The following is a 14,731-nucleotide window of genomic DNA, read 5'->3' on the forward strand; positions in this document are numbered from 1 at the left end:
GCTCGGACAGGGGGCGCGCTCGCTGCGGAGCGCGCCCCCTTGGTCAGCCGCGGGTCACGACTTCAGGTACAGCCGGGTGATGTCGATGAGGCTGGACACCGAGCCGTAGCGGGCACCGCCCACGTTGGAGCCGGAGATCTGGAACTGCTTCGTGTACCACAGCGGCGCCGCCGGGATGACGTTCTCCAGCAGGTAGTGGTGCGCTTCCTTCCAGGTCTTGGCGGCCTCGGTCGGGTTCTGCGTCAGCGCCTTCTTGATGAGGGCGTCGACCTTCGGGTCCTTGACGTGCGAGTAGTTCGCGGAGCCATCGAAGACCTGCGAGCCGTCGTAGATCGGGGTGACGACCGTGCCCGGGGACGGCCAGTCCTGGCCCCAGCCGGTGATGTAGGCGTCGTACGGGTTCTTGAGCTTGCCGATCTGCTCGTAGTAGCTCGCCGCGTCGACCTCCTTGGCGACGACGTCGAACCCGACCTTGGTCAGGGCGTCCTCGATGGCGACCTTGCGCTTCTGGCCGGCCTCGCTGTTGGCGTAGGCGAAGACGATCTTCTTCTCGGCGGCCGGGACGCCCTTGAGGATCTCCTTCGCCTTGGCGATGTTGCCCTGCGGGGTCTTCAGCCGGCCGTAGGGGTCGTAGCTCGGCTCGTAGCCGGGCAGCGTCGGAGCGAAGTAGTTCGGCGCGACGTCACCGCCGTAGGCGCCGCCTTCACCGGCGATGAGGGACTTGGAGTTGACCGCGTAGGTGACGGCCTCGCGGACCTTCTTGTCCTTGACCCGGTCGAGGTTGAAGGTCAGGGTCATGACGTAGGGCTGGTAGCCCTTGACCGTGCGCTTGCTGGCCTCCGGGTTGTTGATGACGTCCTGGATCTGCGTGGCCTCGACGCCGTTGGTGAGCTGGATGGCGTTCTTGTTGTCGCCCTCGTCCGCGATCAGGCGCTTGGTCTGCGTGGACTCGGTGACGCCGAACTGGATGGTGAAGCCGTCGACGTACTGGTGGCGCACGGAGTCGGTCTTCGGGTCCCAGTTGGTGTTCTTGACCAGCTTCAGCGTCTTGCCGGCCTTGTTCTCGGCGATCTTGTACGGGCCGGTGGAGACCGGCTTCTTCTCGTACCTCTCCTTGGTGTCGCCCTTCGCCGGGACGACGGCGTAGCCGGCCATGGCGAGCGTCTGCGGCAGGTCCGGGCGCGCCTGGTCGAAGTGGAAGACCACCGTCTTGTCGTCCGGGGTGTCCAGCACGGAAGCCGGCAGGTGCTTGCCGTCGAAGCCGCCGCCGGGCAGGGCCTTGCGGTACTCGGCGCCGCTCAGCCAGGTCTGGAGGTAGGTGGGGCCGTCGAAGATGAACTTCGCGTACTGACGCTCGACGGTGTGCCGGACGTCGGCCGACGTGATCGGGTTGCCGTTCTCGTCCTTGATGCCGTCCTTCAGCGTGAAGGTCCAGGTCTTGCCGCCGTCGGAGGACTTGCCGGAGTCGGTGGCGAGGTCACCGACGACGGACACGTTGCCCTTGTCGTCCTCCTGGAACTGGGTCAGGCGGCGGAAGAGCAGGTTGGCGACCTGGCCGGCGTCGGAGACGTAGATCTGGCTGGGGTCCAGGTGGGACAGACCCGCCTCCTGGTACACCGTGATCGTGCCGCCGGGTTTGGCACCGGGCACGTCCTTCGCGGGTCCGGTCGAACCCGCGGCGTCGACATAGGTGACCGCCTTCGACTGGACCGCCGCTTCCTTCTGGTCCTTCTTGGAGTCCTTGCCGGACTTGCCGCCCTCGTTCTTGGAGCAGCCCGTGAGAGCCAGGGAGCCGGCCGCGATGGCGATCACTACGGCACGCGCTCCGCGGGCGCGATGAGACATCATGTGGCGAATCCACCTACCTGTCGGTTGTTATCCGTGAGATCTGCCGGGCGCCGGCCGGGTGCGGGCCGGCGGGGGCGGCAGCCACCCCCACCCAACGGACGACCTACCGCCCGGACTTGGGGTCGAACGCGTCCCGTACGGAGTCCCCGAGGAGGTTGAAGCACAGGACGAAGATCACCAGCGCCACCCCGGGGAAGAACATGAACGCCGGGTCCTGCTCGGCGTACCGGGCGCCGGCGGCGAAGAGGCGTCCCCAGTCGGGCGTCGGCTCGACGAACCCGACGCCCGCGAAGGACAGGAAGGCGATGCTGAGGATGGTGCTGGGCAGTTGGTACGTGAACTGCACCAGGATCGGGGTGACGACGTTGGGCAGGATCTCCTTGCGCACGATCCGCCACGGCGAGGCGCCCGAGACCTTGGCCGCCTCCACGAACTCCCGTTCGCGCAGGGACAGTACGGTCGACCGGACCAGTCGGGCCATGCCCATCCAGCCCAGCAGCCAGAGCACGATCAGCATGGCGAGGGCACGGAAGTAGGTCGGCGTCTCCTCGCGGGGATCCACGAAGAAGGACGTGACGACGGGCATGAAGGCGATGAAGAACAGCTGTTGCGGGAAGGAGAGGAAGAAGTCGGTGCCGCGGCCGATCCAGTAGTCCGTGCGCCCGCCGAAGTACCCGCCTACCAGGCCGATCACGACACCGGTGACCATGAGGAGGACGGTGATCCCGAGCGCCATGTACAGCGAGGTGCGCATGCCGTACAGCAGCATGGCGTAGAGGTCGCGGCCGTACTGCGGTTCGACGCCGAACCAGTGGTCGCCGGAGACGCCCCCCAAGTACCCCAGCGGAAGCCCGAATTCATCGAGGACGGGCTTGTCGGCGTAGGTGGGGTCCTGGCCGTACAGGGTGTACGGATCAGTGCCCGACAGCTTCGTCAGCAGCGGTGCGAGCAGGGCGACTACGAAGTAGCCGATCACCACCACGGCGCAGATGACGCCCGTGCGGTCACGCTTGAAGCGCAGCCACATCAGCTGGCCGGGGGACCGGCCCGCGAGCTTGACGGGTTCGCTCTTCGTCTCCGGCCCTGGTGCGCCGTCGACGACGACCGAAGCCCCGCCGCCCTCTATATCGATAGGACTTGTCACGGTTCGTCCGTTTCACAGGTATGAGCGTGAGAGGTGTCCGCGTACTCCGAGAACGCGCGTGACCGCAGTCGGACGCGCGTAGTTACCGGGGTTCCCTCCTCATGACTTCACGTGTTCACCAACTGGCGAGGGTTTCCGTCTTCCCTCCGACACCCCTGACGGAGGGTCAGAAACCCCGTGGTGCTCGTGAGTCGGCGCTGTCCCCACAGCGCGAGACCCATTGACCCGAGCGCTACGCGGCTAACTATCTGCCATGGGTCGACCACCGACCACTGCCCGTAGATCTCAATTCAGTCACAGCTCACGCCTACACCTTCCAAAATCTGGACAAACTGTTCGCCAGAAGAAGGCGCGAAACGGACTTGTTACATGGGTATCGGGCAGTGATCTCCGCATGTCGGACATGGGGCGCCCGAAAACCGGTTGCAAAAAGCCCGGGTTCCCCCACGATGGGGGAACCCGGGCTCAGGTGGCCGGGAAGGTGGCCTGGAATCAGCTGTGCTTGGCGCGGCTCGCGGCGCGCGCCCGCTCCCGCTGGTCGAGCACGACCTTGCGGATGCGAACGGCCTCCGGGGTCACCTCGACACACTCGTCGTCGCGGCAGAACTCCAGCGACTGCTCCAGCGACAGCTTGCGCGGCGGCACGATCGACTCGGTCACATCGGCCGTCGAGGACCGCATGTTGGTGAGCTTCTTCTCCTTGGTGATGTTGACGTCCATGTCGTCGGAGCGGGAGTTCTCGCCGACGATCATGCCCTCGTACACCTCGGTGCCCGGCTCCACGAAGAGCACGCCGCGCTCCTGAAGGTTCGTCATCGCGAACGCGGTGACGGCACCGGAGCGGTCGGCGACCAGCGAGCCGTTGTTCCGGGTCTGCAGCGGGCCGGCCCACGGCTCGAAGCCCTCGTGGATGGAGTGGGCGATGCCCGTGCCACGGGTCTGCGTCAGGAACTCGGTGCGGAAGCCGATCAGACCGCGGGAGGGGACGACCCACTCCATGCGGACCCAGCCGGAGCCGTGGTTGGACATGTTGTCCATGCGGCCCTTGCGCACGCCCATGAGCTGGGTGACGGCGCCCATGTGCTCCTCGGGCACGTCGATCGTCATGCGCTCCATCGGCTCGTACGTCTTGCCGTCGACCTCCTTGGTGACGACCTGCGGCTTGCCGACGGTCAGCTCGTAGCCCTCCCGGCGCATGGTCTCGACCAGGATGGCGAGCGCCAGCTCACCACGGCCCTGCACCTCCCAGGCGTCCGGACGCTCGGTCTCCAGGACACGGAGGCTGACGTTACCGATCAGCTCGCGGTCCAGGCGGTCCTTGACCTGGCGGGCGGTGACCTTGCGGTCCTTGACGGCCGCCTTCTTGTCGGCGCCCTTGCCGGTGGCGCCACGGCCGACCAGCGGGGAGGTGTTGGTGCCGATCACCATGGAGATCGCCGGCTCGTCGACCTTGATCAGGGGCAGCGCGACCGGGTTCTCCGGGTCGGCCAGGGTCTCGCCGATCATGATGTCCGGGATACCGGCCACCGCGCAGATGTCACCCGGGCCCGCCTTCTCGGCCGGCTTGCGGGTGAGCGCCTCGGTCATCATCAGCTCGGAGATGCGGACGTTCTGCACGGAGCCGTCGCGCTTGATCCAGGCGACCGTCTGGCCCTTGCGCAGCTCGCCCTGCTCGACACGGAGCAGCGCGATACGGCCGAGGAAGTTGTCGGCGTCCAGGTTGGTGACGTGCGCCTGGAGCGGGGCGCCCTCCTCGTAGGTGGGGGCCGGGATGTGCTCCAGGATGGTGGAGAAGAACGGCTCCAGGCTGGTGGAGTCCGCCGGGACCGTGCCGTTGTCCGGCTTGGTCAGCGAGGCGATGCCGTCACGGCCGCAGGCGTAGACGATCGGGAACTCGATCTGCTCCTCGTCCGCGTCCAGGTCGAGGAAGAGGTCGTAGGTCTCGTTGACGACCTCGTCGATGCGGGCGTCCGGGCGGTCCGTCTTGTTGATGCACAGGATGACGGGGAGCCGGGCCTGGAGCGCCTTGCGCAGCACGAAGCGGGTCTGCGGCAGCGGGCCCTCGGAGGCGTCCACCAGCAGCACGACGCCGTCGACCATCGACAGACCGCGCTCGACCTCGCCGCCGAAGTCGGCGTGGCCGGGGGTGTCGATGATGTTGATGGTGATGGGCTCCCCGCCGTCCTTCGGGTGGTACTTGACCGCCGTGTTCTTGGCGAGGATCGTGATGCCCTTCTCACGCTCCAGGTCGTTCGAGTCCATGACGCGGTCGTCGACCTGGTCGAGCTGGTGGGCGGCGAAGGCACCGGCCTGCTTCAGCATCCCGTCGACGATGGTGGTCTTGCCGTGGTCGACGTGGGCGACGATGGCGACGTTGCGGATGTCGTGACGCGTAGAAAACGCAGTCATATTGTGGCGTACTCCCGGAGTGTGCGGACTGCCCTGCGCGTACGTCCGTGTCGCGCGGGCCCTGCCGGGCTGGACACGCCACGGCCTCACCCCATGGTACGTGGCCGCTGCCGCAGGAGCTCGCCGGGATACGTCGGTGCAGCTCAGGCCGCCTCCCACGCACCCGGCGGCGGCTATTTGGCCGGGCTCGGCGAAACCTTCGCCCCCTTCTTCAGGAAGCCCATGTCCTCGTAGACCGGCGTCCGGAAGCCGAACGCCCCGGCGTTCACCACGTTCTTCCGGACCCCCACGAGCTGGGGCCGCTGGTAGAGCGGGATCGAGCCGGCGGCGGCCCAGATGCGGGCGTCGGCCTTGCGGATCAGGGAACGCGCCTCGTCCTCGTCGAGCGTGGTCGCGGCCTGGTCGAAGAGCTGGTCGACCTGGTCCGTGCCGACCCGTGTGTAGTTCTGCTCGACGTTCACCGAGCCGTCCGCCGCCGCGACCGGCTTGGCGTAGATGGGCCGGGCGTCGGTCGCCGGGAACGCGGAGGAGGGCCAGGAGTACAGGGCGAGGTCGTAGTCACCGGCGGCGATGTGGTCCTTGAAGTAGCTCTCGTCGGAGACCTTCGTGATCGTCGTGCGGATGCCGACCTGCTCCAGCATCGCGGAGATCCGCTCGGCGACCGAGTTCAGCGTGTCCGAGCCGGACCCGGAGGGCAGGACGAAGCGCAGCGCGAGCGGCTTGCCGTCCTTCGCGAGCGGTCCGGCGGGCGCGGCGGCCGGGGCGGCCGTGCCCTGGGGTGCGTACGCGCCGGGCGCGCCGCCGTGCTTGCCCTCCCGCACGAGATGCTGGTCGGGGTGCTCCTGCTGGTCGCCGGCCGACTCGTGGTGCTTGCCCTTGCCGTCGCCGTCCGAACCGCCGTGGCTCCCGCCGTCGCCGGGCCCGTCGTCACGGCCCTTCTCGTCGTCGTCCTCCCCGACGATGTACTCGCCGTCCTTGCCGCCGTTCGACACGTCCTCGGCCGGGCGCTCGGGGCCGGCCGCCTTCTCCGCCTTCTTCGGCTCCTTGATCGGGCCGCCGCGCACCCAGCCGGCGTCGGCGAGCAGCGCCTGCGCCTCCTTGGCGTCCTGGCCGCCGATCGCGCCGCTGCCGTCGGCGTAGGCGGCCTGTCCGGACAGGGCGAGGTGGCTGCCGACCGGCACGGCGGGCAGCCCCAGCGGGGTGAGCACCAGCCGGGCCAGCTCCACGCGGTCCAGGGCGCGGGCGACGGCCCGGCGGACCCGATCGTCGGCGAGGGGACCGGTGGCGCCGTTGAGGGCGAGCTGGGTGTAGGCGGGCTCCAGGGACTTGCGGACCTCGACGTCCCGCAGCGCCTGCTGCTGCTCCAGGTACCGGGTGATGGCCTTGCGCAGCTTCTGCTTGCCGGCGTGCACCTGGTCGGAGTCGAAGCCGTGTGCGAGCGCCCAGTCGCGCAGCTTCTTCGCGGAGGTCTTGCCCCCGGCGCCCTGGAGGGGGGTGCCGGTGCCCTTCGCGCGGCCCGCGAGGCCGATCCGCTGGGCGTCGGCGGAGTCGATCTCGGCGAGGTCCACGCTGCCGTCGGCGAGGGCGGCGGCCCGCTTGTCGCGCGCCACGGCGTGCAGCACGATCCCGTTCAGCTTGGCGGGCTTCCCCCACCAGCGCGGGTTGCGGGTGAGGACGACGTCCTTCTTGGCGGTGTCGACCTTCTCGACCTTGAAGGGTCCGGCGGTGACCTTCAGCTTGCGCCGGGCGCCGTCGTTGAAGGCGTCCGGGGTGCCCATGACGTCCTTCGGGTACAGCGGGGAGAACAACGACTTCCAGTCGGCGTAGGGGCGGGAGAAGGTGACCCGGACCTGGAGGTCGCTGGCGCCGCGCTCGATCTTGGCGATGCGGTCGTAGCCGGCGTTGCGGGCGGTCCAGAAGGCGCTGTTCCTGCCGGACAGGGCGCGCCACTGGGCGACGAAGTCGGCGGCGCCGATCTCCCGGCCGTCGGTCCAGACGGCCTGCTGGTTCAGCTTGTACAGCACGACCTGGCGCGGCTCGGTCTCGATGACCTCGGCCGACTCCAGGTAGGCCGGGTTGGCCACCGGCCGCCCGGCGGCGTCCAGCCGGAACATGGACGGCAGCACGGCCTGGGCGACCCGGCTGGTGCCGGCGTCGGCGTCGGCCTGGAAGGTGTTCAGGGTCTCCGGTACGGCGTCCACGGCCCACTTCAGGGTGCCGCCGTCGGCGACCTTGTCGCGGGTGACCAGGGCGATGTCCTGCGGTGCGAGCGGGGTGCCCGCCTCGTCGTCCTCGCCGCAGCCGGCCAGGAGTGGCACGGCGAGGGCGCTCGCGCTGAGGAGGGCGAGGGCCCGCTTCACCCGCCGGGACCGGTCGCCGGCCGTCTGCGGGTGCGTCGCGGCTGGTCGCGCCCCGCGGCAGAGCCGCCCGTCGATGGAGCCTCGCACCCCTTCGGGGCGCTGCCCAACGCCGTCGTAGGACATCTCTGCTACCTCCAGGAAGCCACGGGCCTTATGCTCGCATTTGTCGGTATATGGAGCTGATCACGTTTGGCGGTATATGGAGCTGATCAGATCTATGCGGCCACTGAAGAGGAAAGGATCCGGCCACGGTGGGCGACACGGCGACGACGGCCGGTAAGCCCACCCGTGCGGCGCAACACACCGGGCGGTGCATCCGTACGCCTCGGCCAATCGCTGCACATCCCTTCACACCGGCGGGCGCGAGGCGCAACACTCCAAGGCGCATGAACGTTGCCGCCCATGACCGCCGGACCCGCGGAAGCGAGGGCAAGTCATGTCCGTGCACGACGACATCAACGCCGTCCAGCGCTGTCTCGACGACCTCAACCGGTCGGTGAGCCGCCTGGAACACCAGCTCGGCAGCGCTCTGGAGATACGCCGGGTCCGCCTGGACGCCGACCATCTGCGTGAGAGCGTGGCACTGCTGCGGGAGGCCGCCGCGGCCCCGGCCACGCCGCACCGGCCCGACCTCGTCACCATCTCCGACGCGCCGTACGACATCAGCCTGTGGACGGACTCGGACGACGAGGGCCTGGGCGCCCGCGACCGCCGCGCCCCCTGACACTCCCCCGAACCGACCGGAGTCCCCCTTGGCCACTGGTACGGAACCCCGACAGAACAGCGGTGGCGTACGCACCCGTACGCGCGCCGCGATCGCCGCCCCGCACCTGCGGACCGACCGCTGGTGGCTGGCGCCCGCCGCCACCGCGGCCGGGCTGCTGGCCTTCGTCGTCTACTCGACCTGGCGGGCCTTCGCGAACGCCCACTACTACGCGGCCCCGTACGTCTCGCCGTTCTACTCGCCGTGCCTGGCGGAGAACTGCCGGACCATGCGTGCCGGGCCCAACGCCGACCTCTTCGGGGGCTGGTGGGGCATCTCCCCCGCCGTCATCATCCTGATCTTCCCGCTCGGCTTCCGGCTGACCTGCTACTACTACCGCAAGGCGTACTACCGCGCCTTCTGGGCGTCCCCGCCAGCCTGCGCGGTGGCCGAGCCGCACCGGACGTACAGCGGCGAGACCCGCTTCCCGCTCATCCTGCAGAACATCCACCGGTACTTCTTCTACGCCGCGCTGCTGGTGGCCGGCGTGCTGACGTACGACACCGTGCTGGCCTTCCGGGACGAGCACTACCGGTGGGGGCACATGGGCCTCGGCACCCTGGTCTTCCTCGCCAACATCGCGCTGATCTGGGCGTACACCCTCTCGTGCCACTCCTGCCGGCACATCGTCGGCGGCAAGCTGAAGCACTTCTCCCGGCACCCCGTGCGCTACCGCGCGTGGCAGTTCGTCGGCCGGCTCAACGCCCGCCACATGCAGCTCGCCTGGGCCTCGCTGCTGAGCGTGGCGCTCGCCGACTTCTACGTCTACCTGGTCGCGTCCGGGGTCTTCGACGACCCGCGCTTCTTCTAGAGATCCAGTGAGGGACTGACTGATGTCCGTGGTCGACCGGCAGGAGTGGGACGTCGTCGTGGTCGGCGCCGGGGGCGCGGGCCTCCGCGCGGCGATCGAGGCGCGCGAGCGGGGCGCCCGTACGGCGGTGATCTGCAAGTCGCTGTTCGGCAAGGCGCACACGGTGATGGCCGAGGGCGGCATCGCGGCGGCGATGGCCAACGCCAACGAGCACGACACCTGGCAGGTCCACTTCCGTGACACCCTGCGCGGCGGCAAGTTCCTCAACCAGTGGCGGATGGCCGAACTGCACGCGCAGGAGGCCCCGGACCGGGTGTGGGAGCTGGAGACCTGGGGCGCGCTGTTCGACCGTACGAAGGACGGCCGCATCTCGCAGCGGAACTTCGGCGGGCACGAGTACCCGCGCCTGGCCCACGTGGGCGACCGTACGGGCCTGGAGCTGATCCGCACGCTCCAGCAGAAGATCGTCGCGCTCCAGCAGGAGGACTTCAAGGAGACCGGGGACTACGAGTCCCGGCTGAAGGTCTTCCAGGAGTGCACGGTCACCCGGATCCTGAAGACCGTGCCCGACAGCGGCTCCGCCGCGGACTCGCGCGTGAGCGGCGTCTTCGCCTACGACCGTGAGACCGGCCGCTTCTTCGTCCTCCAGGCGCCGGCCGTCGTCCTCGCGACCGGCGGCATCGGCAAGTCCTTCAAGGTCACGTCCAACTCGTGGGAGTACACGGGCGACGGCCACGCGTTGGCGCTGCTGGCGGGCGCCCCGCTGCTCAACATGGAGTTCGTGCAGTTCCACCCGACGGGCATGGTCTGGCCGCCGTCGGTGAAGGGCATCCTCGTCACCGAGTCGGTGCGCGGGGACGGCGGGGTGCTGCGCAACTCCGAGGGCAAGCGGTTCATGTTCGACTACATCCCGGACGTCTTCAAGGAGAAGTACGCCGAGTCGGAGGACGAGGCCGACCGGTGGTACGAGGACCCCGACCACAACCGCCGGCCGCCCGAACTCCTCCCCCGCGACGAGGTGGCCCGCGCCATCAACGCCGAGGTGAAGGCGGGCCGGGGCTCCCCGCACGGCGGGGTCTTCCTGGACGTGTCGACCCGGATGCCGGCCGAGGTGATCCGGCGCCGGCTGCCGTCCATGTACCACCAGTTCAAGGAGCTGGCGGACGTCGACATCACGGCCGAGGCGATGGAGGTCGGGCCGACCTGCCACTACGTGATGGGCGGCATCGCGGTCGACTCCGACACGGCGGCGGCCCGCGGGGTGCCCGGGCTGTACGCGGCCGGCGAGGTGGCCGGCGGCATGCACGGCTCCAACCGGCTCGGCGGCAACTCCCTCTCCGACCTGCTGGTGTTCGGGCGCCGGGCCGGCTGGCACGCGGCGGAGTACGCGCGGGAGCCGGCCCACCGCCGCCCGCCCGTGGACGACGCCCAGGTCGGCACGGCGTCGGCGGAGGCGCTGCGGCCGTTCTCCGCCGGGGCGGAGGGCGAGGCGGGCCCGCCGGAGAACCCGTACACCCTGCACCAGGAACTCCAGCAGGCGATGAACGACCTGGTCGGCATCATCCGCCGCGAGGGCGAGATGGAGCAGGCCCTGCACAAGCTGGCCGAGCTGCGGGTCCGGGCCCGGCGGGCCGGCGTCGAGGGCCACCGCCAGTTCAACCCCGGCTGGCACCTCGCCCTGGACCTCAGGAACATGCTGCTGGTCAGCGAGTGCGTGGCCCGGGCCGCCCTGGAGCGCACCGAGTCGCGCGGCGGGCACACCCGCGAGGACCATCCCCGGATGGACCGGTCCTGGCGCAACGTGAACCTGCTGTGCACCCTCGCCGACCCCACCGGCGGCCTCGCGGCGGCCGACCCGGCCCGCGGCCAGATCCGCCTCACCCGCGAGACCACCGAACCCATCCGCCCGGACCTGCTCGCCCTCTTCGAGAAGGAGGAGCTGGTCAAGTACCTCGCCGAAGAGGAGCTGTACGAGTGAGCAGCTACGAAGCCCGCTTCCAGGTGTGGCGGGGCGACGAACAGGGCGGCGGCCTGGAGGACTTCACGGTCGAGGTGAACGACGGCGAGGTGGTCCTGGACATCGTCCACCGCCTCCAGGCCACCCAGGCGCCCGACCTCGCCGTGCGCTGGAACTGCAAGGCGGGCAAGTGCGGTTCGTGCTCGGCGGAGGTCAACGGCCGTCCCCGGCTGCTGTGCATGACCCGCATGTCGGTCTTCGACCCCGCGGAGACGATCACGATCACCCCGCTGCGCGCCTTCCCGGTGATCCGGGACCTGGTGACGGACGTCGGCTTCAACTACCAGAAGGCACGCGAGGTCCCGGCCTTCGTGCCGCCCCCCGGTCTGGGCCCCGGCGAGTACCGCATGTTCCAGGAGGACGTGGACCGCCCGCAGGAGTTCCGCAAGTGCATCGAGTGCTTCCTGTGCCAGAACACCTGCCATGTGGTGCGCGACCACGAGGAGAACAAGCAGGCGTTCGCCGGCCCCCGCTACCTGATGCGCGTCGCCGAACTCGACATGCACCCGCTGGACGCGGCCGCCGAGACCGGCCTGGACCGCGGACGCGCCGCCCAGGACGACCACGGCCTCGGCTACTGCAACATCACCAAGTGCTGCACCGAGGTCTGCCCCGAGGGCATCAAGATCACCGACAATGCCCTGATCCCGCTGAAGGAACGCGCGGTGGACCGCAAGTACGACCCGCTGGTCTGGCTGGGTTCGAAGATCAGGAGGCGGTCGGGGGCGTAGCCGCCCAGTCCTCCCGGTACGCCCGCCAGTCCGCCTCGGTGGCAGCGAAGTCCACGTAGAGGGCGACGCCGAAGCGGGCGCGGTCGGCGTCCGTGCGGCTCAGGCCGAGGCGGACCCCGCGCACGGCGGCCGGGACCGTCTCGGCGTGGGCCCAGTGGCCGAACCGGTTCTCGTGGTAGAAGGGCAGGCCCATCAGCAGGTCGGTGCTCTCGGGGGTGACCTCCAGGGCGAGGCTGGTCTGCTGGGCCACATAGCCGCCGTACAGGCTCTGCAGCGGCTGCATGGTGTCGTACGACATGACGGCGATCTGGTCCACACGGCGGGCCACCTGTCCGAAGTACGCCTGCGACCACCACTTGGGGTGGCCGGTGGTCGTGCCCCAGAAGGAGTGGAAGGCGGGCAGCGGGTCGATCTGGTGGGCGGCGACGGAGAGGACGGCGCCGCGGGCGTGGGTGAGGTCGCGCAGGTCGTCGAGGAGGGACAGGTAGTCGCGGTCGCCGGAGTGCAGCGGTTCCAGGTCGAAGTGGGTGCCCTCGAACCCGGCGGCGAGGATCTGCCGGGCCGAGGTGACGATCGCCGCCCGGGTCGCGGCGCGCTCCAGGCGCAGGCCGTCCGGGCTCTCCGTGGCCAGCTTGTCGCCGAGCCAGGCCTGGACGCGGACGCCGGGGAGTTCCCGGTGGACGGCCGCGATCAGCCGGCGGGCCTTCGGGTACGCCGACGCCGGAAGGGTCCCGTCGTGTTCGAGAGGCCCCGCGTGGACGTACAGGTCGCGGATCCCGGTGCCCCTCAGCCGGCGGGCGAGGGCCTCGACGTCCCGGTCGGTCCTCCGTCCGTCCACCCAGGCGTGCCCGAGCCAGAGGGCGTCCTTGTGGCGGGTGAGGGTGCCGGGGGTCGGATCGCCGGTGTAGTTGAGCCGGAGGGCCGTCTCGGCGGTGAGGAGGGGGAGCAGGAGGAGGGCGAGGAGACCGGCGGCGATCCGCAGGAGACGGCGCGTGCGGGGGCGGAGGCGGGGGCGAGGGGTGGGCTGGGTGGCGGGGTCGCCGGGGTGAGGGGGCTGCCGCTCGGCGCGGGGCTGTTCCTCGCGTATGGGTGCGGCGCCACGTTGCTCGTCCCGTGCTTCGTCGGTCTGGTCTTTGCCGGTCCGGTCTGTGTCGGTCCGGTCTGTGTCGGTCCGGATGCCGTCGGTCCGGTTCTCGTCCATCGTGCCCCCCTGTCCGCCTGGTCCCCCACCCGTATCCATCCCGCTCGCGGAGCCGTCTACCTGCCCATACGCTCCGAAATGTGACGTCCTCCCTGTTCCGGGGCCGGTCCCGGCGGGCCACCGCACACATACGGGTGCGGGTGGCGCATGCCGTGCTGGGCGCCCTGGTGGGAGCCGGGTGGCTGATGTTGCCGGTGATGACGGTGGATGCCCGTGATCCGGTTCCCGTGGCCCCCGCCGGCGCGGTGGCGAGCGCTGCGGCGCCGCAGCAGGCCGGCACGTCGGCCGCCGACCTCGTGCTGCCGCTCATCGCCGGGGTCGCGGCCGTCGCCCTGGCCGCATACGGCTGGCTGCGGCGCACCCGCCGGGCCCGGACCCGGACGACCCCGGGGATCGTCTCCACGCATCCGCCCGTGCCCGCCCCGGCCGACTCCGAACGCCAGGCCAGGGCGGCACTGCGGCTGGCCGACGACTGTGTGCGGACCAGCCGGGAGGAACTGTCGTTCGTGCGGGAACGGTTCGGGGAGCAGCGGACCGAGGCGTTCACGCACGCGCTGCGGGCCGCCGAGACGGAGCTGTCGGCGGCGTTCGCGATCTGGCGGCGGTACGAGGAGGGCGTCCCGGAGGAGGCGGGCGCCCGGCGCCAGGCGCTGGTCGGGGTGATCGGCCGCTGCGCGGAGGCCGGGCGCCGGCTGGACGGGGAGGCGGAGGCGCTGGACCGGTTGCGGGGCCTCATGGCGGACGAGGAGGGGATGCGCGCGGCGCTGGAGGTGGCCGAGGAGCGGTTCCGGGAACTGGCGGCGCGGACCATGGCCGCGCAGAGGACCCTGGCGGGGCTGCGGGAGCGGTACGCGCCCTCGGCCACCGGCTCCGTCACCGGGTACGTCGAACAGGCCAAGGACCGGCTGGTGTTCGCCGGCGCGCGGCTGAACGAGGCCCGGCAGGCCGCCGATGTGGGCGAGACGCTGAGGGCCGCGTGGCAGTTGCGGGCGGGCGAGGGTGCGGTGGCCCAGGCGGGGGTGCTGGTGGGCGGGGTGGAGCGGCTCGCGGACCAGGTGCGGGTGGCGGCGGGGCTGGTACCGGCCGCGCTGACCGGCGCGGAGGCGGAGTTGGCGACGGCCCGCGGCACTGCGCCGGCACCGGCCGAGCCGCCCGCCCAGCCGACGCCCACCGGCGAAGGGCCGGCGGCGGCCCGCCCCGAGACCGAACAGGCCCCGCCGACCACGGACGAACCGCCTGCCCGGCCCGCCCACGTCGACGGGGTGCTCGCGGCGGTCCCGCGCACCTCACCGGCCCCGGATGAGCCGCCCGCCCAGCCGACGCCCACCGGCGAAGGGCCGGCGGCGGCCCGCCCCGAGACCGAACAGGCCCCGCCGACCACGGACGAACCGCCTGCCCGGCCCGCCCACGTCGACGGGGGTGCTCGCGGCGGTCCCGCGCACCTCAC

General features: G+C 70.7%; 10 protein-coding genes. 5 read left to right on the forward strand and 5 right to left on the reverse strand.

Going from position 1 to position 14,731, the window contains the following annotated elements:
• Positions 1 to 54 precede the first annotated feature (54 nt).
• From C3492_RS42470 to C3492_RS42485, 4 genes are all read right to left on the reverse strand, one after another.
• Entirely contained in the window at positions 55 to 1,848 is a 1,794-nt protein-coding gene (locus C3492_RS42470; RefSeq protein WP_181140850.1) for an ABC transporter substrate-binding protein, read from the reverse strand.
• Between the two features lie 103 nt (positions 1,849 to 1,951).
• Positions 1,952 to 2,992, reverse strand: coding sequence for an ABC transporter permease (locus tag C3492_RS42475; protein ID WP_103817927.1), 1,041 nt, complete (start codon positions 2,990 to 2,992; stop codon positions 1,952 to 1,954).
• A gap of 492 nt (positions 2,993 to 3,484) precedes the next feature.
• Complete coding sequence (gene typA, locus C3492_RS42480; protein WP_103817928.1) at positions 3,485 to 5,401, reverse strand: translational GTPase TypA; 1,917 nt, start codon at positions 5,399 to 5,401, stop codon at positions 3,485 to 3,487.
• A gap of 173 nt (positions 5,402 to 5,574) precedes the next feature.
• Positions 5,575 to 7,884, reverse strand: a complete 2,310-nt coding sequence (locus tag C3492_RS42485) for an ABC transporter family substrate-binding protein (RefSeq protein WP_103817929.1) — start codon at positions 7,882 to 7,884, stop codon at positions 5,575 to 5,577.
• Between the two features lie 313 nt (positions 7,885 to 8,197).
• Here C3492_RS42485 and C3492_RS42490 point away from each other — a divergent pair, with 313 nt between their 5' ends.
• From C3492_RS42490 to C3492_RS42505, 4 genes are read left to right on the forward strand one after another with little or no spacing between them, the layout of a single operon-like run.
• Positions 8,198 to 8,485: a hypothetical protein gene (locus C3492_RS42490; protein ID WP_103817930.1), complete on the forward strand. Its 288-nt coding sequence runs from the start codon at positions 8,198 to 8,200 to the stop codon at positions 8,483 to 8,485.
• A gap of 28 nt (positions 8,486 to 8,513) precedes the next feature.
• Entirely contained in the window at positions 8,514 to 9,335 is an 822-nt protein-coding gene (locus C3492_RS42495; protein WP_103817931.1) for a hypothetical protein, read from the forward strand.
• A 22-nt stretch (positions 9,336 to 9,357) separates the two neighbouring features.
• Positions 9,358 to 11,313, forward strand: a complete 1,956-nt coding sequence (locus C3492_RS42500) for a fumarate reductase/succinate dehydrogenase flavoprotein subunit (protein ID WP_103817932.1) — start codon at positions 9,358 to 9,360, stop codon at positions 11,311 to 11,313.
• Positions 11,310 to 12,083, forward strand: coding sequence for a succinate dehydrogenase/fumarate reductase iron-sulfur subunit (locus tag C3492_RS42505; protein WP_103817933.1), 774 nt, complete (start codon positions 11,310 to 11,312; stop codon positions 12,081 to 12,083). Before C3492_RS42500 ends, C3492_RS42505 begins: the two co-directional genes overlap by 4 nt.
• Here C3492_RS42505 and C3492_RS42510 read toward each other — a convergent pair.
• On the reverse strand, positions 12,061 to 13,284 hold the full coding sequence (locus C3492_RS42510) for a hypothetical protein (RefSeq protein ID WP_258056227.1): 1,224 nt from the start codon (positions 13,282 to 13,284) through the stop codon (positions 12,061 to 12,063). The two genes, C3492_RS42505 and C3492_RS42510, sit on opposite strands and share 23 nt — an antisense overlap.
• Before the next feature lie 80 nt (positions 13,285 to 13,364).
• Here C3492_RS42510 and C3492_RS42515 point away from each other — a divergent pair.
• Positions 13,365 to 14,731: hypothetical protein (locus C3492_RS42515; RefSeq protein WP_258056228.1), on the forward strand; the 1,367-nt coding region annotated here is incomplete at its 3' end.

The organism is Streptomyces sp. Ru62, from assembly GCF_002920615.1.
Lineage (GTDB): Bacteria > Actinomycetota > Actinomycetes > Streptomycetales > Streptomycetaceae > Streptomyces.